This window comes from Sphingomonas sp. DBB INV C78 (genome assembly GCF_042693015.1).
GTDB lineage: Bacteria > Pseudomonadota > Alphaproteobacteria > Sphingomonadales > Sphingomonadaceae > Sphingomonas_E.
This window is the reverse complement of sequence record NZ_CP170544.1, coordinates 2,385,788-2,405,295: the sequence shown is the minus strand read 5'-3', so window position 1 is coordinate 2,405,295 and position 19,508 is coordinate 2,385,788. Positions and strand designations below refer to the sequence as shown.

At 62.3% G+C, this 19,508-nt stretch carries 15 protein-coding genes and 1 pseudogene; 9 read left to right on the top strand and 7 right to left on the bottom strand.

Going from position 1 to position 19,508, the window contains the following annotated elements; all coding sequences use genetic code 11:
* Positions 1-55 precede the first annotated feature (55 nt).
* Positions 56-1,741, bottom strand: a complete 1,686-nt coding sequence (locus tag ACFB49_RS11385; protein ID WP_380879499.1) for an L-lactate permease — start codon at positions 1,739-1,741, stop codon at positions 56-58.
* Between the two features lie 220 nt (positions 1,742-1,961).
* Here ACFB49_RS11385 and ACFB49_RS11380 point away from each other — a divergent pair, with 220 nt between their 5' ends.
* From ACFB49_RS11380 to ACFB49_RS11355, 6 genes are all read left to right on the top strand, one after another.
* The gene (locus ACFB49_RS11380; RefSeq protein ID WP_380879497.1) at positions 1,962-3,038 is read left to right on the top strand and encodes a TolB family protein; all 1,077 of its coding nucleotides are present in this window, start codon (positions 1,962-1,964) and stop codon (positions 3,036-3,038) included.
* A gap of 218 nt (positions 3,039-3,256) precedes the next feature.
* A complete protein-coding gene (locus ACFB49_RS11375; protein ID WP_380879495.1) occupies positions 3,257-5,623 on the top strand; it encodes a TonB-dependent receptor in 2,367 nt (788 codons plus the stop codon).
* 61 nt (positions 5,624-5,684) lie between these two features.
* Complete coding sequence (locus ACFB49_RS11370; protein WP_380879493.1) at positions 5,685-7,922, top strand: alpha-amylase family protein; 2,238 nt, start codon at positions 5,685-5,687, stop codon at positions 7,920-7,922.
* A gap of 32 nt (positions 7,923-7,954) precedes the next feature.
* Positions 7,955-10,078, top strand: coding sequence for an alpha-amylase family protein (locus ACFB49_RS11365; protein WP_380879491.1), 2,124 nt, complete (start codon positions 7,955-7,957; stop codon positions 10,076-10,078).
* 62 nt (positions 10,079-10,140) lie between these two features.
* The gene (locus ACFB49_RS11360; RefSeq protein WP_380879489.1) at positions 10,141-10,917 is read left to right on the top strand and encodes an SDR family NAD(P)-dependent oxidoreductase; all 777 of its coding nucleotides are present in this window, start codon (positions 10,141-10,143) and stop codon (positions 10,915-10,917) included.
* Positions 10,918-11,128: 211 nt separating this feature from the next.
* Positions 11,129-12,463, top strand: a complete 1,335-nt coding sequence (locus ACFB49_RS11355) for an FG-GAP repeat domain-containing protein (RefSeq protein WP_380879487.1) — start codon at positions 11,129-11,131, stop codon at positions 12,461-12,463.
* A gap of 356 nt (positions 12,464-12,819) precedes the next feature.
* Here the strand turns inward: ACFB49_RS11355 and ACFB49_RS11350 are convergent, their stop codons facing one another.
* The 5 genes and pseudogenes from ACFB49_RS11350 to ACFB49_RS11330 all read right to left on the bottom strand — a co-directional run bounded on the left by ACFB49_RS11350 (position 12,820) and on the right by ACFB49_RS11330 (position 14,792).
* Complete coding sequence (locus ACFB49_RS11350) at positions 12,820-13,203, bottom strand: VOC family protein (protein ID WP_380879485.1); 384 nt, start codon at positions 13,201-13,203, stop codon at positions 12,820-12,822.
* A 25-nt stretch (positions 13,204-13,228) separates the two neighbouring features.
* A pseudogene (locus tag ACFB49_RS11345) lies at positions 13,229-13,363 on the bottom strand (S-(hydroxymethyl)glutathione dehydrogenase); the annotation flags it as partial.
* Between the two features lie 89 nt (positions 13,364-13,452).
* Positions 13,453-13,620, bottom strand: a complete 168-nt coding sequence (locus ACFB49_RS11340; RefSeq protein WP_380872345.1) for a hypothetical protein — start codon at positions 13,618-13,620, stop codon at positions 13,453-13,455.
* A 319-nt stretch (positions 13,621-13,939) separates the two neighbouring features.
* Positions 13,940-14,413, bottom strand: a complete 474-nt coding sequence (locus ACFB49_RS11335) for a Fur family transcriptional regulator (RefSeq protein WP_380872344.1) — start codon at positions 14,411-14,413, stop codon at positions 13,940-13,942.
* Entirely contained in the window at positions 14,403-14,792 is a 390-nt protein-coding gene (locus ACFB49_RS11330; RefSeq protein WP_380872343.1) for a MerC domain-containing protein, read from the bottom strand. Before ACFB49_RS11330 ends, ACFB49_RS11335 begins: the two co-directional genes overlap by 11 nt.
* A 90-nt stretch (positions 14,793-14,882) precedes the next feature.
* On the opposite strand from ACFB49_RS11330, the gene ACFB49_RS11325 reads away from it, so the two are divergent.
* The 3 genes from ACFB49_RS11325 (at position 14,883) to ACFB49_RS11315 (ending at position 18,163) form a co-directional block, all read left to right on the top strand.
* Positions 14,883-16,922, top strand: coding sequence for a TonB-dependent receptor domain-containing protein (locus ACFB49_RS11325; RefSeq protein ID WP_380872342.1), 2,040 nt, complete (start codon positions 14,883-14,885; stop codon positions 16,920-16,922).
* Between the two features lie 54 nt (positions 16,923-16,976).
* Complete coding sequence (locus tag ACFB49_RS11320; RefSeq protein ID WP_380879483.1) at positions 16,977-17,720, top strand: hypothetical protein; 744 nt, start codon at positions 16,977-16,979, stop codon at positions 17,718-17,720.
* Between the two features lie 185 nt (positions 17,721-17,905).
* Positions 17,906-18,163 (top strand): hypothetical protein, encoded by a 258-nt coding sequence (locus tag ACFB49_RS11315; protein WP_380879481.1) that lies wholly within the window; start codon positions 17,906-17,908, stop codon positions 18,161-18,163.
* Between the two features lie 171 nt (positions 18,164-18,334).
* Here the strand turns inward: ACFB49_RS11315 and ACFB49_RS11310 are convergent, their stop codons facing one another.
* Entirely contained in the window at positions 18,335-19,438 is a 1,104-nt protein-coding gene (locus tag ACFB49_RS11310) for an acyltransferase family protein (RefSeq protein ID WP_380879479.1), read from the bottom strand.
* Between the last annotated feature and the right edge of the window lie 70 nt (positions 19,439-19,508).

Here is a 19,508-nt window from a genome sequence, read left to right as displayed (position 1 = left end):
CGCAGGCGATCGCGCTCGGGCGACTTTGCGGCGGATAGGGGTGCGATAGTGCGCGTCATCCTTGCGGCACCATCAGGGTGAAGGGCCATACATATGCCTGAAGGGTCACGAACAGCGCGACGAGGAGGCCGAGTAGGAGACTGTGAAGCGCGACATAACGCAGGATGCGCCCCTCCTGGCCGAACCAGTTGGTCGCGGTCGAGGCGACGACGATGCTTTGCGCGTCGATCATCTTGCCCATCACCCCACCGGCGCTATTGGCCCCGGCCATAAGGATGGGCGAGAGGCCAAGCTGATTGGCGGTCACTTTCTGAAGGCCGCCAAAAAGTACGTTCGAGGCCGTATCCGATCCGGTGACGGCGACGCCCAGCCAGCCCAGCATCGTCCCGAAGAGGGGATAGACGGGACCGGTGGCGGCGAAAGCGAGGCCCATCGAGGCATCGATGCCGGAATAGCGCGTGAGATATCCCAGCCCGAGCATCGCGGCGATCGTGAGAAGCGAGGGCCACACCATCAGCAGCGTCTGGCCGTAGAGCTTTGCCGCGGCTGCCGGGCGGACCCCGAGAAGACAGGCTCCGAGGATGCTTGCAACGAAAATCGCGGTGCCCGTCGCCGACAGCAGGTTGAGGTTGAATATGGCCTTCTCCGCCTCGGGTGCTGCGACCACCGGCGGCATTCGCTGAACCATTTCATGAAGACCGGGCACGGCGATCTGGTGGCTGAAGATACCGTCGAGAAGCGATTTGACGGCGGGAAGGCCCCAGATGAAGACGCATAATATAAGCGCTATCCACGGTAACCAGGCGCGTCGGAGCGCGGCTGCACCGGCGATTGCGGGCGCATCGCCTGGCCCGTCATCCCTCGCCCCGGAGGCGCCGGCGTGCGAGCCGTCGTCCCCACCGGCACCCGCTGTGACGGGCATGATGGTCCGGGGCTGCCAGATTCGAAGGAAGGCGACGAGCGCAAGGATCGAGGCGATCGACGCGCCGATCGACGTCAACCAGGGACCATGCAGATTTGAAATCAGGAGCTGCGTGGTACCGAATGTTACCCCGGCGACGAGGACGACCGGCAATACCTCTTTCGTCCTGCCCCAGCCGCAATAGGCAACCATCAGCCAGATTGGAACGATGACGGCGAAGGGCGTCATCTGGCGGCCGACCATTGCAGACAGCTCGTGGAGCGGCAGGCCCGTCACGCCGGCAAGGGTCACGATCGGAGTGCCGAGCGCGCCGAACGCAACCGGGGCGGTATTCGCTATCAGCGAGAGGCCAGAGGCCTGCAGGCGGGTGAAGCCGAGGCCGATGAGCATGGCGCCCGAGACAGCGACGGGTGTACCGAACCCCGCGGCACCCTCGAAAAACGCGCCGAAGCAGAAGGCGACAAGGAGCAACTGGACGCGGCTGTCGGGACTGAAGGTGGCCACCGCCTTGCGCAGCAACTGGAACTGCCCGGTCGTCTCGGTAAGCCGGTAAAGGAACATGATGTTGAGGACGATCCAGCCGATCGGAAGCAGGCCGTAGGCGGCGCCCAAGCCGACCGCGCGCAGTGCGAGACCCGGGGGCATCGCAAAAAGCAAAGTTGCGATGAGCAGGGCTGAAGCCAGGCCCAGGAGCGCGGCCACATGCGCGCGAATATGAAACAGGCCGATGCTGCCGAGGAGAACGATGAGCGGCACCCCTGCGATGAGCGCCGACGTCCATATCGTCCCGGTGGGATCGTAATTCTGCGACCAGATCATGCGATTTCCTTGATCGGTCGGACCGGCATCCGGTCGCGATCGCGAAGCCCGGCGGTCGATATGGAGCGCGCTCGAACCCCGGAAGGCACCATTCCACGATATGGAACATGAGCGTGGCCCGGGCGCGGCCCTGATCCCGCATCATGGGATCGTTTGATCGCGCGGTTGCGCGCGTTGAGCCCGGCGCCCCAGCTAATTCGCGATAGTCATGGAGAATGAGATGAAGATATTCGCGAGCGCCGCGCTGGTGCTGCTTGCGGCGAGCCCGATGGCACCCGCTGTCGCCGGGGGACCGGGCTTCGGGCGAGGCGATGCCGTCCCGAAATCAATGCCGATCGGCAACCGCCCTGGCAATCCGCTCTACGACATGCCGGTGGGACAGCGCCTGATCTCGGCTTTCGGCGAACGCCCGGTCTTTTCGCCGGATGGCAAGAAGCTCGCCTTCATCGGTCGGTCCTATGGCGATGCTTTCGAATATGACCTGGCAACGGGCACGACCCGCAACCTGACCGCGCATTCGCCGAACAAGGGCTTTTTGCGTATCCACTATCTTGCCGACGGGAGTTATCTCCTGCTGGGGCCGCGCCTGCCGGCAGCGACACGCGAGGAGACGCGCTTCTCGCGCATCGAGCTGTTCTGGATGGATGCCCGCGCGGAGCGGGCTCCGATGCCCCTTGGCAAGACCGTCTTCGAAGGGATCGCCACCAGCCGGAACTCGAATCTCGTCGCTTGGGGCCAGATGAAGATCGATCCCGTCAAAAAGGAGCCCGTGGGTACGACGATCTTCACCGCCAATGTAACGGTATCGTCCGATGGCGCGAAACTCGCGAATGAGAGGGAGGTCGTGACGACGACCGAATGCTCGGTGGAGGCCCAGGACTTCCTGCCGGGCGATCAGGCGCTTCTGATGCCCTGTTACCGCTTTACGCCGACGCATGAAGCCGCTGGCGAGGAGGTTGTATCGGTCGATCTGCGAACCGCGAAGCTGACACGCTATCCGACGCCCCCCCAGCTCTACGGCGAAGTTGAGGGGATCTTTCCCGACGGCAGCAAGGCGCTCGTCGAATGCGCCGACGATCGCCGGCGCGGGATGGATCTGTGCGTACTCGATCTCGACCCGGCGCGGCCGCGCTACACGCGCATGACCGACATCGTCCAGTACGGCGGTTACAAATATGGCAATCCGAGCGTGCATCCTGCAGGTCATATGATCGCTGCCCAGATCGGGCCGGCCGAGGTCGCAGATGCGGGCGTTGGCGAAGGGATCGTCCTCATCGACCTGCGTCCGGATTTCTGAAGCCGCGACACGGCAGCGGATCATGCCGGAAGCCAAAACTTCACAATGACGTAGCGGCAGCGGCGGAAAAATGAGGGCAGGGACCGTCGGGTTGCCGTCCCATATCGTGAAACGGCCGGTTACTGGCCCGCACGATTGTCCGTACGCCGTTCGCGAATGCAACGGGCCCGCTTGCCAGGGCCCGAACGGGGAGGGATCAGGTGACAGATTTTCAAACAATGCGTATCTTGCTGCTGGCTTCGGCCAGTGCCTTTGTTGGGGCAGGGCCGCTCATGGCCCAGACGGAGGGCGCGGACGCCGCTGGCGTGGATGCGGCCGAGATCGTCGTGACCGCGACCCGTCGTGCGGAGACGCTGATCGACACACCGGTGGCAGTCGACGTCGTATCGGGCGACGAGATCGCGCGGCTCAACCTTTTCGACATCAAGGAGATCCAGAACACGGTCCCCGGACTGTCGCTCGAAAACGCTGATGGCCGCAGCAATGTCGCAACGCTGCGCGGTATTTCCTTCAACCCGGACAGTGGCTCGAGCGATGCCGTTCAGGTCTATTTCAACGAAATCGATGTCGACCCGAATACCTTCTTCAGCGCCATCTACGATATCGACCAGATCCAGGTCCTGAGGGGGCCGCAGAGTCTTTTTCGTGGAAGGGTGTCGCCGGCGGGATCGATCGTGATCGGCACGGCCCGACCCGATCTTTCGCGGCCCACCGGCTATGTCCAGGCCGCGCTGACCGACCGCGACGCCTATAATGTTCAGGGCGCCGCCTCCATTCCGCTGGTCAGCGACGAGCTCGCGTTGCGCGCGGCCTTCCTCTCGGATCGCAATCGCGCCTCGCAGGTCAAGAATATCGACGGGCGCAAATCCTATAACGAGACGCTGAGCGCCCGCCTCTCGCTCGCCTGGGAACCGACGCCGGACTTCCGGGCCGATCTCGTCTACCAATATCTTTACACCGACGTCCGCCCGTTCCGCGCGGTGTTTGGGGCCGGCAATCAGCCCAGCCCCAACAGCTTCTTCCCGCTACGCAGCGGGCCGGCAATCGAGTTGTCCGACCGGCTTGCGGTGAGCGAAGGACCGCTTCGCTTCCAGAACGAGAGCCATATTGTCACGCTCAATGCGAATTATGATTTCGAGTGGGCGCAGCTGGCATTCAATGGCGGTTATCAACGGACCCGGCTCGACCAGTTGCGCGATCAGGACGACGGCAATGCGGTGCCTGATCATACGCTGATGCAGCGAGTCCGGACACCATATGATCTGTGGTCGTCGGAGCTCCGTCTGCAATCGGTGCCTGACTCGAAGCTGATCTGGGCGATCAGCGGCAATTATGACTATTCGACTTTCCACGACGTTCGGGTGGACCAGCAGAACGACTATTTCCTGACCGATCCGTTTGGCTCGATCTTCCCCGGCATGACCGCGCCAGGACCGGTACCGCCGCAGATCTTCGTCGTGCCGGTCCCCGTCCAGGTAACGCTGCCGATCACCAGCAAATCCTATGCGATATCGGGATCGCTGGGATATGAAATCGTCGACGGTCTGAGCGTGATGGGTGGTCTCCGCCAGACCTGGGGCAAGACAAAGCGCACGCAGCGTCTCCAGATCCCGGCCTTTGGTATCGACACGACCACTCCGAGCACGGTCAAGCCCGACGGCCTGACCGGTGGTGCCACGATCACCTGGGAGGTCAATCCCGATCTCACGGTCTACGGCAATTACGGGCGCTCGTTCCGTCCGGGGGTGGCGGCGACCGGGGTCACCGCGCCACTGGACCCGCAATATCTGAGCACGCCCGACGAGACCTCGGACGGTTTCGAAATCGGGGTGAAGAGCAATCTGTTTGATCGCCGGGTGACGCTCAACGTCGCGGCCTTCTACCAGACCTTCAAGAACTATATCGACTTTGCGCCCTCGTTGACGACAAACTCGTCGGGCATTGCGGGACAAGTCGACCCCGCTTCAGCGCCGCTGCCCACCTACGGCCCCGCGATCAGCAAGGGCGTCGAGGTCCAGCTTCTCACGCGTCTGGCGAGCTGGATCGACTTCAACATCAATGCTGCTTATGCGGATGCCCATTACGACAACGCGATGCTCTATTGTAACGATTACAACGGAGATGGCGTGCCCGATGCCGACGGTCCGCCGAGCGTGCCGGGAACGGCGCAGGTTGCGACCTGCGCGCGTAACGACCGGATTTCCGAAGTGCCCAAGTTCAGCCTCTCGACGGACGGCGAGATGCGTTTTCCGGTGGGCGACTATACGCCCTTCGTCCGTGGCCTCTTGTCCTATCGGCCGGGTTATAATTCGACCAATACAAATTATCGCTATCGCGATTTCACCAAGATCGATCTGTTCGTCGGCCTTCGCGGACCGGACTCGAAGTGGGAACTCAACCTCTTCGTGAAGAATCTGCTCGACCAGACGCGAGCCCTCCGCGTCAGTCAGGGCAATTCCCAGGTGTCCACGAATGCTATCGAAGGACTCGAAGCGTTCGGCACGATCCCGTTCGACTCCGGTTACCGGTCCGCGACGATCACCGCCCCGCGCGAGTTCGGATTTACGATGCGCTTCGGATGGTGAGGTTCACCAACCGCGGCAAAATGAGGGGACGGCCGGTCGGCCGTCCCCTGCAATCGGCATCTTGGGCGGAAGCGGCTTCGCGCTGCCGCGCAGGTATGGGGCCATGCTGATTGGTCGGCGGGACTTCCTCGCAGCATCGGGCGCGCTTCTTACCGCTATGCCCGGAGCGCTCGTGGCTGGCGGCGGCTCACTGGCACCGACTGCCGGCGCCTGGGCGAAGGAGCCGATGCGTTGGTTCCAGCTTGCTTTTACCGAGGACGATCCGGGCCGCTACGACAAGGATTTCTGGCTCGATTATTTCCGGTCGATCCATGCAGACGGGGTTTGCCTGAGCGCCGGCGGCGGAATTGCCTTCTATCCGACCGACATTCCGGATCATGGCCGCGCCCGCGGCCTCGACGCGGGCCAGGATCCGTTCGGCGAGATGGTTGCGGCCTGCAAGAGCATGGGGCTCCGGGTCCTGGCGCGGATCGATCCTCACGCCATGAACGCGAACGTCGCCGCGGCCCATCCCGAATGGGCGCTGATCAATGCCAGCGGCGAACCGCAACACCATGCCAGCTCGCCGGATCTCACGCTCACATGCGCTTATGGCGGCTATAATTTCGATCTGATGCCGCGCGTCATCGAGGAGATCGGCGCGCGCTATCCCGTCGACGGTTTTTTCGGCAATCGCTGGAATGGCAGCGGAACGTGCCATTGCGCCAGCTGTCAATCGCTGTATCGGGCGGCGACGGGTGAGGACGTACCCGCCAACCCCGACCCCTCCACGCCCGAGGGTCGGGCTTATGCCGCATGGGTGTCGGAGCGCCTCTTCGCGCTGATCGACCGCTGGAACGTGGCTGCAAGTCGCCATCGCCCCGATGCGTTTTTCATTCCCGGCAGCGATCGTCGCGGTCTCGTGGATCTCGACGGCGCTGCACTCGCAAAGCGCCTGCCTTTGGCTTTTGGCGACCGACAGGCGCGCTCGGCGGGGCACGATCTCTGGTCGACGGGGCCCGAGGCCTGGGGCGCGGGCCGCTATGTGAAGGCGTTGCGCGCCTTCCTGCCCGGCAAGCCGGTGGGCCAGATCATCTCGGTCGGGGTCGAGGAGCGCTATCGCTGGAAGGATTCGGTCCAGGATCCGGCGGAGATACGCATCTGGGCTGCCGGCTCGATTGCGCAAGGCGCGCTCCCATGGGTGACGAAGTTCAATGCCAAGCCGCTCGACACGCGCTGGATGGCAGTCGTTCGCGAGCTCTACGACTGGCATCACGCGCATGAGCGTTATCTGCGCAATACCGCCAATCTCGCCGAGATCGGGCTGGTAATATCGAGCCGCACGCCGGCCTTTCTCGGCGGCTGGAAGGATCGCCAGCGGCTGGAGGGTCACGAGAAAGGCTTTTATCAGGCCTTGCTCGAGGCGAGACTGCCGTTCGAGATGATCGACGATGCGTTGCTCTCGACCGACCAGCTCGCGCGCTTCAGGACGCTGGTGTTGGCGAACGCTGCGGTGCTCTCCGACAGGCAGTGCGATGCGCTGCGCCACTTCGTCCAGCGCGGCGGCCGCCTGGTGGCGACCCACGAGACATCGCTTTACGACGAGACAGGACGGCGCCGCGCGAATTTCGGGCTCGCGGATCTCTTTGGATGTTCGGTTGCAGGCAAAGCCGAAGCACCGCTTCGCAACGCCTATCTGGCCGTCGATACGCGTCATTCAGCGGTGGCGGGCTTCGGCAGCGTGCGACGGATGATCGGACCAGTGGCACGCCTGCCCGTCGCCGTCCGGACGCCCGCCGAGGTGGCGGTGTCGCTCATTCCATCTTATCCGGACCTGCCGATGGAGCGCGTCTTCACCGAACAGCGTTCGAGCGACATCGCGATGATGATTGCCCGGCGGGCCGGAGCAGGGCGGGTCGTCTACATGCCGATGGACCTGGATCGCAGCTTCGCCGAGCTTTCCCATGGGGATCATCTGCGCCTCCTGGGCGCCGCCGTCGCATGGGCACATCAGGCTCCGCAGCCGCTTCAGGTCGAGGGCCCCGGGATGGTCGATATCGCATATTGGCGACAGGAAGCGTCGGTTGCGGCGCATCTCGTCAATCTCAACAATCCCATGACGATGCGTGGGAGCTATCGCGAACCGATCCGCACAGGTCCCTATCGCGTCACCCTGCTTCTGCCGGAAGGGCGGAAACCCGTCGGCGTACGTCTGCTCGAGGCGGGCCGCGCGATCGACTTCGCCGTCTCAGGCCGCGAGCTCAGCGTCACGATTGCCGATATCCTTGTCCATGAAGTCGTAGCAGTCGACTTGGTGTGAAGCATGAACGCGGCGCGCTTCAGGGAGATAGCATGAACGATCGACAATTGCGGGCGTCGCGCCGCGACATTTTCAAAGGCGCGATGGCGGGCGTTTCGCTTGCATTGCCGCTGGGACCCGCCGGCGCGATGACCGCCGGATCGCCCGACAAGGACTGGTGGAAGAAAGAATATCGCATCCTCCAGACCAATCTGCGCGAGATCGACGCACGCCAGGACCCGGCGACGATTGCGCGGGACGTCCGGGCGTTCGGCGCGAACACGCTCGTTTCGAACGTCGGCGGGATCGTTGCATTCTATCCGACCAGGCTTCCCCTGCATTTTCGCAACCGCCACATGAAAGGCGACTTCGCGGGCAAGATGATCGCAGCTGCCCATCGCGAGGGATTGAGCTTCGTCGGCCGCTTCGATCTCTCCAAGGCGATGAAGCCGGTCTATGATGCGCACCCCGACTGGTTCATGCGCAACCGCGACGGATCGGCCCGGGAATATGCCGGTTCCTACCAGGCCTGCCCCAATGGCGGCTGGGCGCAAGACTATGCGTTGCGCATTATCGAAGAGGCGCTCCGGCTCTATCCGCTGGACGGGCTATTCTTCAACATGGTCGGCTATACGCGGACCGACTACAGCAACGTCGATCATGGCATCTGCGTCTGCAGGAATTGCAGCGGCCGCTTTCGCGAGCTTTACGGTCTCGACCTGCCGGCGAGCGACGGGCCCGACGATCCTGACTGGCAGGCCTATGTCGCGTTTCAGAGACGGACGCAAAGCGAGCTTTCCAAACGGACGATTACGCTCGTCCGGCAGTTGCGCCCCGACGCGGCGCTGATGGACTTTGGGGTTGGCGAGATCGCGCGCGGCGAGGTGCAGCGGCGGGTCGACCGGCCGGCGCCCGAATGGCCCTACGCGATGGGCGAGCAGATCCGCTGGATCAAGAGCGTTGCGCCCGGACGCCCCTTCTCTGCGACCTCGACGGCGCATATCGACTATCCCTGGCGTGAGACGACCGAAACCGCGGCCAACCATATGCTGCGTTTCGCTCAGGCGCTCGGAACCGGGGGCAAACTCGATCTTTATCTGATCGGCACGCTTTCCGACCAGGTCGACCAGTCTTGGCTGAAGCCGGTGTCGGAGCTCTATCACTGGCATGAGGCGAACGAGCAATTCTATGCCGGGTTGAGGCCGGCCTCACGCGTGGGGCTGTTGGGGCCGAACGTCGAACTCACGGGCGGCAAGGAGAGCGTTTCGGAAGCGCATCGCGGTGCCTATCTGGCGCTCGTCAATCTGCGAATTCCCTTCCTGTATGTCGACCGCGGCCGCCTTGCCCGGCAGGGCGCGGCGGTGCTCGACGGCATCGACGTGCTGTTGGCGCCCGATGCCAGGAAGTTGAGCGACGAACAGGCCCGGGTGCTTGATGCGTTTGTCGCGCGTGGTGGGCTGCTGATCGCCACCGGCAAGACGGGGTCGCTCGATGAAGCGGGGAAATCGCGCGATATCCCGGCTCTCGCGTCGAGCCCGGTCGCAGCGTTCGGGGCGGAAGAGCCGGCCCATGGCTGGTCGCTCGCAGGCGATGCATCGCTCTATGGCGGCGGCCGCATTCCGCTCGACGGCACCTATTTCGCATCGACGGCGCGGGGCGATGCGCGCAACCTGATCTCCTTTGCGCCCGACCATCCCTTCGGTCCTCCGGAATTCGCTTATCCTGCAGCAGGCGAGCCCGTGCGATCGGCACCTGGAGTGCTGGCGCGTCCGTTCGGCAAGGGCCTCTCGGTCCACATCCCCTGGCAGCCGGACCTTCTTTATTATCGCCAGGGTCTGGCCGCCCATCGCGACCTGCTGGGAGCCTTGATCGTTCACCATGCGCCACCCGCCTTCGTCAGGCTTGAAGGAAATGGTGCGGTAGAGCTCACGATCGAGCGGCAGGGTCAATCAGGCACCTGGATGGTGCATGTGATCAACTATGCCGGGCAGCGGCAAGGAGATTATTCGGAGCCGCCGACGCTTCACGGTCTTCGCCTCGGGCTGCGCGATCCCACTCTGGCATCAGCGCGGGCCTTGCGCGCCGGCGTCATGATCACGGGGCAGCCGGGCGGGGACGGCTATATGTGGTTCGATCTTCCTCCCGTGAAGCATTTCGAGGCGATCCGGATCAGCTGAACCCGGACATGCTAACATAAGCACATCACAATGCTGAGATCGTTTGAAGAGTGGAGTAAAGTATGAAGAACAGGCTCAACGGGCGCAGGATCATCGTCTTCGGGAGCGCGACCGGCATTGGCGCTGCGACCGTCCGGCGCCTCGCGGCGGAGGGCGCGCGGGTCTGCGCGGCCGACATCAACCTTAAGGTCGCGGAAGAGGTCGCGCGCGAAGCGGGCGGCGAGACTTTCGCCGTCTATGTCGACATATCCGACGAAGCGACGGTCGAAGCCGCTGTTGCGGCCGCCGTCGATCGGTTCGGAGGTCTCGACGGTGCGCACGTGAATGCGGCCGATCTCGCCGTCATCATGCGCGATTCCGATGCGCTGGCGCTCGATCTCGAGGTTTTCGATCGCACCATCGCGGTCAATTTGCGGGGACATCTCCTCTGCACCCGCGCCGTCCTGCCCCATCTGCTCAGGAACCCCGCGTCCGCGATCGTCTATACGAGTTCGGGATCTGCTTATGGCGCCGAGCCGACACGCCCGTCTTACGCCATGTCCAAGGCCGGAGTTAACGCGCTGATGCGGCACGTCGCTTCGCGCTGGGGCAAGGAGGGGCTTACCGCGAATGTCCTCGCACCGGGATTCACCGTAACCGGCGAAATGAAAATGCAGATGGAGGCCAATGCCTCCGAGGCCAAGAAATGGAGCGATCATTTCATGGCACGCACGCCTCACACGCGGCTCGGCGAGTCCGAGGATCATGCAGCGACGGTGGCACTGCTCCTGTCGGATGATGGATGCTGGATCAACGGGGCGATCATCGACGTCAATGGCGGTTCCCTCATGCGCGGTTGAGCCGAGGATGAGATCCATCGAAGTCGCTGGCTCCTGGCCGGGACGGTGGGCGCCGTCGCAAGGTACGCGTTCGACGGCCTAGCCGGCATCACGCGATAAAGGTCGGATTTGCCGGGAGTGATCTCGGGAATAGCCTGACCTCAACCACCGATCCATTCAGCCACCAAGTGACAGTCGGCAATTTCTTCCATCCACCTGCAGGCGAGATACTATGGCGCGACCAGTGATGTGTGCACTAATTCTGACGGCTTCCACCTGCGTTGCCGTGACGGCGCTATCTGCCGACAAGGGCCTGCAAGACCCGTCACGGCAGGACTTCGCGCTCATTCCGGAACGCCCATCGTCCGCATTCGTCGATGCGACGGCGACCCACGTGCCGCTATCGCCGAGCCTTCATGCCACGGACTCGGTTCTCATCGACGTTGATAGGGACGGAGATCTGGACGCGGTACTATCGGTCGAATATGGCGCAAATCGCCTCTATATCAATGAAGGCGGCGGTCGACTGATCTATCGCCCAGGCGCATTCGGCGAAGCCTTCCACGACAGCGAGCATGTGCGCGCGGCCGATTTTGATCGCGACGGCATCATGGACGTGGTTTTCGTTTCGGAATCCGATGAGGCACATCAATTGTTCCTTGGTGATGGCCGCGGCGGTTTCACCGACGTGAGCGACCGACTGCCTGCGATGAGCCAAGGTAATGGTCTGGCGGTGGGCGACGTCAATGGCGACGGCCTACCCGACATATTCATCGGTAGCACCGGCGAGCTAAATGACGGCCCGAAGTTTGTGCCGGCCCATAATCTCCTGTTCCTCAACGATCGGAAGCGTCCGGGCCATTTCGTCGATGCTACCCGCACGCATCTGCCTGCCGGCAACGATCAGACCGAAGGAGTCGCTTTGGCAGACATGGATCAGGACGGTGATCTGGATGCGGTCCTCGCCAGCCCATCGCTCACCAACCGCCTGTTGATCAACGACGGCAAGGGGCGGTTCTCCGACGCCTCCGATCGCCTCGACTTGAACCAACCGCTGGAAACGCGCGAGGTGCATGTATTCGACGCCAACGGCGATGGCCTTAACGACATCGTCTTCTTCAACATCACAAGCAACAACCATGGCTGGCAGAAGGATCCCCAAACCCGTCTGTTGATAAACGATGGGAAGGGCCGCTTCCGCGACGAAACCGCGACGCGCCTTCCAGCCCACAGCTTTTCGAGCTGGGCCGGTACCGTCATCGATTTCGACGGAGATGGTCACAAGGATCTGTTGGTCGGTGCTATCCAGGTGCCAGGCTTCGTGCCGCTCCAGATTCGCGCGTGGCGCAACGATGGGACGGGGCGCTTCACCGACGTCACCCTCGACGCCGTGCCGCAATCGACTGTGGGGCGGAGCTGGAGCATGGGTCAGGGTGACCTTGATAGCGATGGAAAGCCGGACGTCTTGATCGGCGGCTGGGGAACACAGGTGCGCCTGCTTCTCACCGATCGCGGCGCCTATTTCAAAACTCTGCCGCCATTTCGGAAGCTGACGCCCAAGCGCTGACACGAAGCGTCGGCGCGTTGCCAGTTATGCAAGTTAACAGCGCACTGCGGTAATTCGTAGCGCTTCAACCTGACCTGAGCGCCTACCTGTCAGGCTTGGAGAGCGCGAAACTGGAAACGCCGCCACAGCTGTCATTCCGAGCTCGATTTCGGCTCCCCGAAACCTTCCCTACATTCATCTTCTTGAGAGTGGCGGGTTCTAAGCGGCGCCGTGAGGACGGTATTGGAGGGTTGGTGCCGGAGCATCGCGGTTCTCGAAGGATCTGCGTAAACGTCCATGGTTGTTTTGGCTTATCGATTCCCGCCCATGACATTCCGATGGAAAACTGCCCCGGCCAAAGCCGGGGCCTTGGCATCTCACTGCTCCGGGCGGTGCAAGGCGCAGAGCTTGTTGCCGGCAGGATCGCGCAGATAAGCGAGATAATATTTGCCGAACGGCGCCTCGCGATAGCCGGGTGCATTCTCACAGGTCGTACCGCCATTGGCGACGCCGGCGGCGTGCCAGGCGTCGATCTGATCAGGCGACATCGCACCGAAGCCGATCGTGCCGCCATTGGCATGGGTCGCGGGCTCGCCGTTGATCGGACTGGTGATCATGAACATTGCATTTTCGTGCACGTAGATCACCCGGCCCTTGTCGTCAGCGAAGCCGGGCTTCGCGCCCAGCGCGCCCAGCACCGCATCGTAAAAGGCCTTCGACTGGTCAACGTCGTGCGCGCCGACCATTACATGTGAAAACACCGTTATCTCTCCTTGGCCTGTTGTATCAGAACATTACGACGGATCGGACGCTCTCGCCCGCATGCATCAGGTCGATGCCCCTGTCGATCTCTTCAGGGCTCATGACGTGGGTGATCATCGGATCGATTTCGGTCTTGCCGTTCATGTACCAGTCGGCGATCGCAATCGTACGGGCGATGCAGGACATAATCGAGAACCGGCCGGCGCTTTCACGCTGGTACCTCGATTATCAGCAGGCCTTTGCAGATTTCATGACGCGCCAGGCGAAGCGTACTCCAGGCTGACCGCCTGATTTTCAAACTCGCATGCCCGATTCTCATATCGACGTTCTTCTGTCTGGTTCGCCGCCTGGGACGCCCGGCGGCGTTCTTCATCGGCCCTCAACCGGAAATACGCCCGGTCAATTTCGTCGAACATGATACGCCTCCTAAGCAACGCCGGGCATTGTTTTGCCCGGTCTGTTCAGGTCACCGAACAAGATGTGGACGCGACTGAAAACGCCACAGGCATACCGTTCGGAAATCGACCCTTACGACCTCCACATTGCAGAACTGCGGCATTTCTGCGCTGATCGAGGTTATTCTCCAGACTATCTTAGGTAGTAGTGGTGCGATTGTGAGCGTAGGCGTGGAGCAAGCCGCTTGGGTGCGGGTAAGATAGTGCCGGGGGCCGCCGACGTTCCGGCCGTTCAAGCCGCGCATTCGTCGCCCCAATACCTGCCGGTCATTCAGCTTGCTCATCGAGCTTCGCCGTTCGCTTGCCGGCCTTCCGCTGATCGCTGGGTGCAGTCGAAGCAAACTCCGACTGCCTCAATGAACGGCCGGGACTCGGCAAACCCAAGCTTGGAGGCAAAGTCTTCAAGCTCGAGCATGAGGGTATCGCCGGGCAGCTCCGCGATCGAACGACATGCCTTGCAAACGAGGAATATCGGCCGTTCGCATTCCGTTATTACATAGGCGGACAGGCATTCGATGCGACGAACCCGGCCTTCCGCGATCAGCCGATCGAGGACGCGATATACCTGCATGGCGCTCAACGACTTCCCTAGCGCCTCGCTCGTGGCCGCGATTTCATATGCCGTTGCTGGCTCTGGCATCTGGCTCATCAGGGCGATGACGAGTTCGTTCAGCGCGGCGGGAGTGCGATGCTGCTTCTTGCGGTGATGGCCTGGACTGGCAGTTTGATCGATCGGCAGCACTTCACGCGGCATGGACGCGCAGCCTCCAATTTCGCAGATGACCGGCAAACAGCAACAGACTTCCGACGACAGTTAGGAATGTCTGGACAGCCGGCGGGAACGGCGAGATCCCGGCGGCGAGACAGCCGATGCCAGCTACACCGAGAGCTGCCGGAACGCGGTGCCCATGATGCTGGTAGCCGATCCAGAAGGCCGCGAGGGCGAACGGAGTCACGCTCGTAAGCAGCAAGACGTGAACCTCTTCCGAAAGGGCAAAGGTGGCCAGCGCAGCGGGAAGGGTGAGAAGGAGCAGCGGGAGCGCAAAGCAGTGGAGGAGGCACAGGATCGACGCCGATGCGGCCGTTCCCTCGATAAGGTTGGCGAAGACAGATCGGATGCGTCCTCGACCCAAGTGATTGTTGCGCAGCGTTCATCTCCGCCGGTTGCATGATGATATAACGTCTCCTATAGCGACGCCCTCCGTTGTGAAAAGGGGTCCGTCGTGACAATTCGTTTCTTCCTGTTGTCTGCCACTTCGCTGCCTGCGCTTGCCCCCGAGATCGCCTTCGCGGCACAGGCCGGCAGCAACGCCACAGCCGATATCGTGATCACCGCAGCACCGCTCGATCTTAATGCGGACGAAATGGCGACACCCGTCATCACGCTTTCGGGACGCGATCTCGTTCATCGCCGCCAAGCCACGATCGGCGAGACATTGGCAGGACAGCCGGGCATCAACTTCGACAATTTCGGCGGGGGTGCGAGCCGCCCGGTCATCCGCGGGCAGACGGCACCGCGGGTGCAGTCGCTCTCGGACGGTGCCAATATCCAGGACGCGTCGGTGATTTCGCCCGATCATGCGGTGACGACCGAGCCGCTTCTGCTGCGGGGAATCGAGGTTCTGCGTGGTCCCGCCGCATTGCTCTATGGCGGCGGCGCGATTGGCGGTGCGGTCAACCTGCTCGATGAGAAGGTGCCCACCGCGCTTCCTGAAGGCGGCATCGCCGGTGTGGCCGAAGGCCGGATCGGCACCGGGGACGATGAGCGCTCGCTGGTTGGCGGCCTGACAGCGGGCGTCGGCCCGTTCGCCGTGCGCGTCGAAGGCGTGCACCGTTCAAGCGACGATTATCGCGTGCCCCGCGGGTTCGGCGAGAAGCGCGTCGACGGCTCCTATAACGACACCTCGACCTTCAGCGCGGGCGGCTCATGGATTGGCGAGGGGGGATATCTCGGCGTTGCTTATACCCGTCAGCGCAGCGAATATGGGTTGCCGGGGCACAGTCACGACTATGAGTCCTGCCACCCGCATGGCAGCAGCCTGCACTGCGGCGGTCATGGCCATGCGGACGAAGATCATGACCATGATCACGATCATGAGCATGACGAGGTGCCGTTCGTTAAGCTCAGGAGCGAGCGCTTCGATATCCGCAGCGAATATCGCGATCCGCTGCCCGGTTTCGAGAAGATCCGCTTCCGCATGGCCTTCACCGATTATGTACATGACGAGATCGAGGGCGACGAGATCGCGACGACCTTCAGGAACAAGGCGCGCGACATTCGCCTCGAACTGACCCACAAGCCGATTGCAGGCCTGCGCGGGGTGCTGGGCGTCCAGCATTCGCAGAGCGATTTCAGCGCGCTCGGCGAGGAAGCCTTCCTGCCGGAAAGCGACACGACCAACACCGCGCTGTTCCTGATGGAAACAGCCCAACTCGGGCCGGTGCGTGTTGAACTGGCTGCCAGGCAGGAATGGCAAAGGATAGAGACGACGCTCGGCCGCAAGGTCAGCCACCGACCATTCTCCATCTCTGGCGCTGCTGTCTGGGACATCAGTGACGGTTATTCGGTGGCGCTCTCGCTCGCGCGCTCCCAGCGCGCCCCCAACACACAGGAACTTTATGCCCGCGGCATTCATCTTGCGACCAACACCTATGAGTTGGGCACAGCGACCCTGGGCAAGGAGACTGGGAAATCCATCGACCTGACGTTCCGCAAGGTCGCGGGCAAGACGACCTTCACGCTCGGCGCCTATCATCAGGATTTCGACGACTACATCTTTGCCGACACCCTCGACCAATATGAGGATTTTCGCCTCATCCGCTACACGGCGGCAGACGCTAGCTTCACCGGTGTGGACGGCGAAATCCGGCATCAGCTGACGACTGACTTCGCGGTATCGGCGTTCGGCGATTATGTTCGTGCGAAGCTCGACAACGGGCTTGGCAATTTGCCGCGAATTCCGGCGGGACGCCTGGGCGCGCGGGCCGATGGGCGTTGGGGTGCCTTCTCTGGTGAACTCGAATATTATCATGTTTTCGAGCAGGATCGGATCGCCGCCTTCGAAACCCGCACGCCGGGCTACGACATGATCAACGCGACTTTTGCCTATCAGCTTCGGCTGGGCGCCAAGGCCGACGCGGAACTGTTCGTCCGGGCGACAAACCTCACCAATGAACTCGCGTTCAACCACGCCTCCTTCATCAAGACCGCTTCGCCGTTGCGGGGGCGCAATCTGGTCGTCGGCTTGCGGACCCAATTCTAGGCGATGACGAGCCGCGCGCCGTCGTCCGCCGTTGAACGGCGGACTGAATCAGGCTTGTTTCGCTGCATCGAGGACCTCCAGGGCAACCAGCCCTGGGGCTCCTTCCTCGATGCCGGTACCGGCACCAACTCCATCTCCTGGGTTTCCTCGCTCGAAACCGACCGCTGGACAGCCGTGACCGGCGCGGAGGCGCATGCGATCCAGGTGCGCGACGCGATCGAGAAGCGGCAACGGAGGCAGGACCGGATCGTCCTCGGGAACTGGGCGGACGAAGCATTGCTGGAGGGCGAGCGTTACGACACGGTGCTGGCCGATTATCTCGTCGGTGCGATCGAAGGATTCGCGCCTTATTATCAGCCCTATCTGTTCGAACGCCTGCGCAAGCTGGTGGGCCGCCGCCTCTATGTGGTCGGCCTTGAACCCTATGCTACGATCGAACCCGAGTCGGCTGCGGGTAAGCTCGTCTGGGAGATTGGGCGATTCCGCGACGCCTGCCTGCTCCTTTCAGGTGAGCGGCCGTACCGCGAGTATCCGGCCCAGTGGGTGGCGGATCATCTCGAAGCGGCGGGCTTTCGCATCGTCGCCGCCCGACGCTTCGCGATACGTTACAAGGCGCGGTTCGTGAACAGCCAGATCGATATGTGCATGCCGCGGCTTGCGGCGATGGAAGACCGTGCGCTCGCTGAAGCGCTTCGCAAGGTCGGTGAGGTCCTTCGAGTGCGGGCACTCGCAAAGGTAGAGACAGAGGGCGGACTGAACCACGGTTTCGATTATGTCTTGGCAGCAGAACCGAGGTGAGGTTGGACTGCTAAAGTCGCGCATCTCGTCGGCAGTCGCCCACGAAGCCGCCTTTTAGAAGCCGATTAGCGATCATCGAAAGCTGACCTTCATTCAGGTTGAAAAGCCCGGACAGGGCCGACTGTTCGGCGACCGAGCGGGCGCTCATGCGTTAAGCGAGAGTGCCACCCAAAGAAGGTCGATTGATGTCCGAAGACTACGCCCACGGCCGACGCGATGGACTTCGATTGGCTTTGGCAATCCTGGCCGCGGAAGAAGCCAAATGGGCCGTCTTACTGGGCCAAAGCCGCTCGTGGCGTACTAATTTGACCCGAGAGGTGCGGTATAAGGCGCTGCACGTAGCACAGCAACGGATACGCACCGCTCTGAATCGCCTGACACCCAAGAACGCAGGCAAAATTGATCCTGAGGTGGCTGCGGCGCTCGATGAGATCGGGCTGTAAATGGCTTTGATGGGCGGGATGCGCAGGGATTGATTCTGACGGTGCTCACCGATCGCGAGCCTGGCGCAACGGCGGCTTACTTCGCCCGGAAGCGACGACTTTGCGGACGGAGTGACGCCCGTTGGCCGTTCCCAAATCCTGCCATTCCACCGTTCGCATCGCGGCCTTCGCTCAAGCCTGCCCGACATTTCCCCGGAACGGCCTCTGCCCCAGCATAAACGGCCTGAGCCATTTGGTCACCCACGGTTCCGCCCATCGTGTCATGGCCCATGCCGTGGCCATCATCATCATGAGCATCAGAACGGGAATTGCGGGCCACACGAAGCGGGGGAGTATATGCGGAGAGGCGGCGATCAGGCCTATGCCGATCTCGTTGTGGAGCAGGTAGAGTGGGTAGCTGATCGCGCCCGCGAACAGCAGGAAGCGCGTCGACAACCCACGCTGCAAGGCTTCACTCTTCTGCGTAACGGCGAACAGGGCAACCACGGCCGACAGATACAAGGAGGACAGGAAATCACTCGGCTGCCAGAGGCCGGACGTGAATACGCTCACCAGTCCAACGAGGGCCGCCAGGACGAATAGCGGCGCCGAACCGCTCTGATGCGATTTGAGAAACAGGGCTCCACTGACAAACCAGCCGAAATATGCCGCTCCACTCCATTGCGCGACCTCGACCCAGGCGAGCACAGTAGCCGCGCCCGTCAACCGTGCGAGCGGCGGGAGAATGAGCACGGCCAGCCAGATGCCGGCTAATGCCAAAAGCCCCTTTTTCCATCCCAGTCGGAAATAGAGCAGGCCGAAAATGATGTAGAACCCCATCTCGACGTAGAGCGTCCAGAAGACTCCATCCAGTTCGTCCACCGGCGTCTGCAGCACTGCCTGCCAGAACGTAGGAATGATGAATGTAAGCCCCTGCAACAGATTGATGGCATCCGGTTGCCCGTGCGGCATGTATGAGCCAAGGAAGCGGGAAATCGCGAAGATGCAGAGCGAAGCGATCAACATCGCAGGGAACAGCCGAAGCCATCGCCGACCCATGAACTGCCCAAAAGTTGAGCAGCGCTCCAGCGTCAAAAGAATGACGTACCCGGAGATCAGGAAGAAGAGGTTCACCCCTACCCAGCCATGATCAAGGACGGGGATCCCTGCAAACAAGGAGCCGTAGGGAAAGAAGCGGACATAATCCCAATTGGTGTAGTGCCACAGCGTTACTGACAGGATTGCGAGACCCCGCAGGCCATCAAGATAAGCGATGCGGTATCCGCGATCATCCATGACAGCTCCAAATACGTCCCGATCCGTGACGGCGAGGTTCCTGCGTCCATATATCGACGTCACTGGCCGG

Bases quoted from the DNA above. Each gene is read 5' to 3' on its own strand.
- ACFB49_RS11385 (WP_380879499.1), bottom strand. From the start codon at position 1,741: ATGATCTGGTCGCAGAATTACGATCCCACCGGGACGATATGGACGTCG.
- ACFB49_RS11380 (WP_380879497.1), top strand. From the start codon at position 1,962: ATGAAGATATTCGCGAGCGCCGCGCTGGTGCTGCTTGCGGCGAGCCCG.
- ACFB49_RS11375 (WP_380879495.1), top strand. From the start codon at position 3,257: ATGCGTATCTTGCTGCTGGCTTCGGCCAGTGCCTTTGTTGGGGCAGGG.
- ACFB49_RS11365 (WP_380879491.1), top strand. From the start codon at position 7,955: ATGAACGATCGACAATTGCGGGCGTCGCGCCGCGACATTTTCAAAGGC.
- ACFB49_RS11360 (WP_380879489.1), top strand. From the start codon at position 10,141: ATGAAGAACAGGCTCAACGGGCGCAGGATCATCGTCTTCGGGAGCGCG.
- ACFB49_RS11355 (WP_380879487.1), top strand. From the start codon at position 11,129: ATGGCGCGACCAGTGATGTGTGCACTAATTCTGACGGCTTCCACCTGC.
- ACFB49_RS11340 (WP_380872345.1), bottom strand. From the start codon at position 13,620: ATGTTCGACGAAATTGACCGGGCGTATTTCCGGTTGAGGGCCGATGAA.
- ACFB49_RS11335 (WP_380872344.1), bottom strand. From the start codon at position 14,413: ATGCCGCGTGAAGTGCTGCCGATCGATCAAACTGCCAGTCCAGGCCAT.
- ACFB49_RS11315 (WP_380879481.1), top strand. From the start codon at position 17,906: ATGTCCGAAGACTACGCCCACGGCCGACGCGATGGACTTCGATTGGCT.
- ACFB49_RS11310 (WP_380879479.1), bottom strand. From the start codon at position 19,438: ATGGATGATCGCGGATACCGCATCGCTTATCTTGATGGCCTGCGGGGT.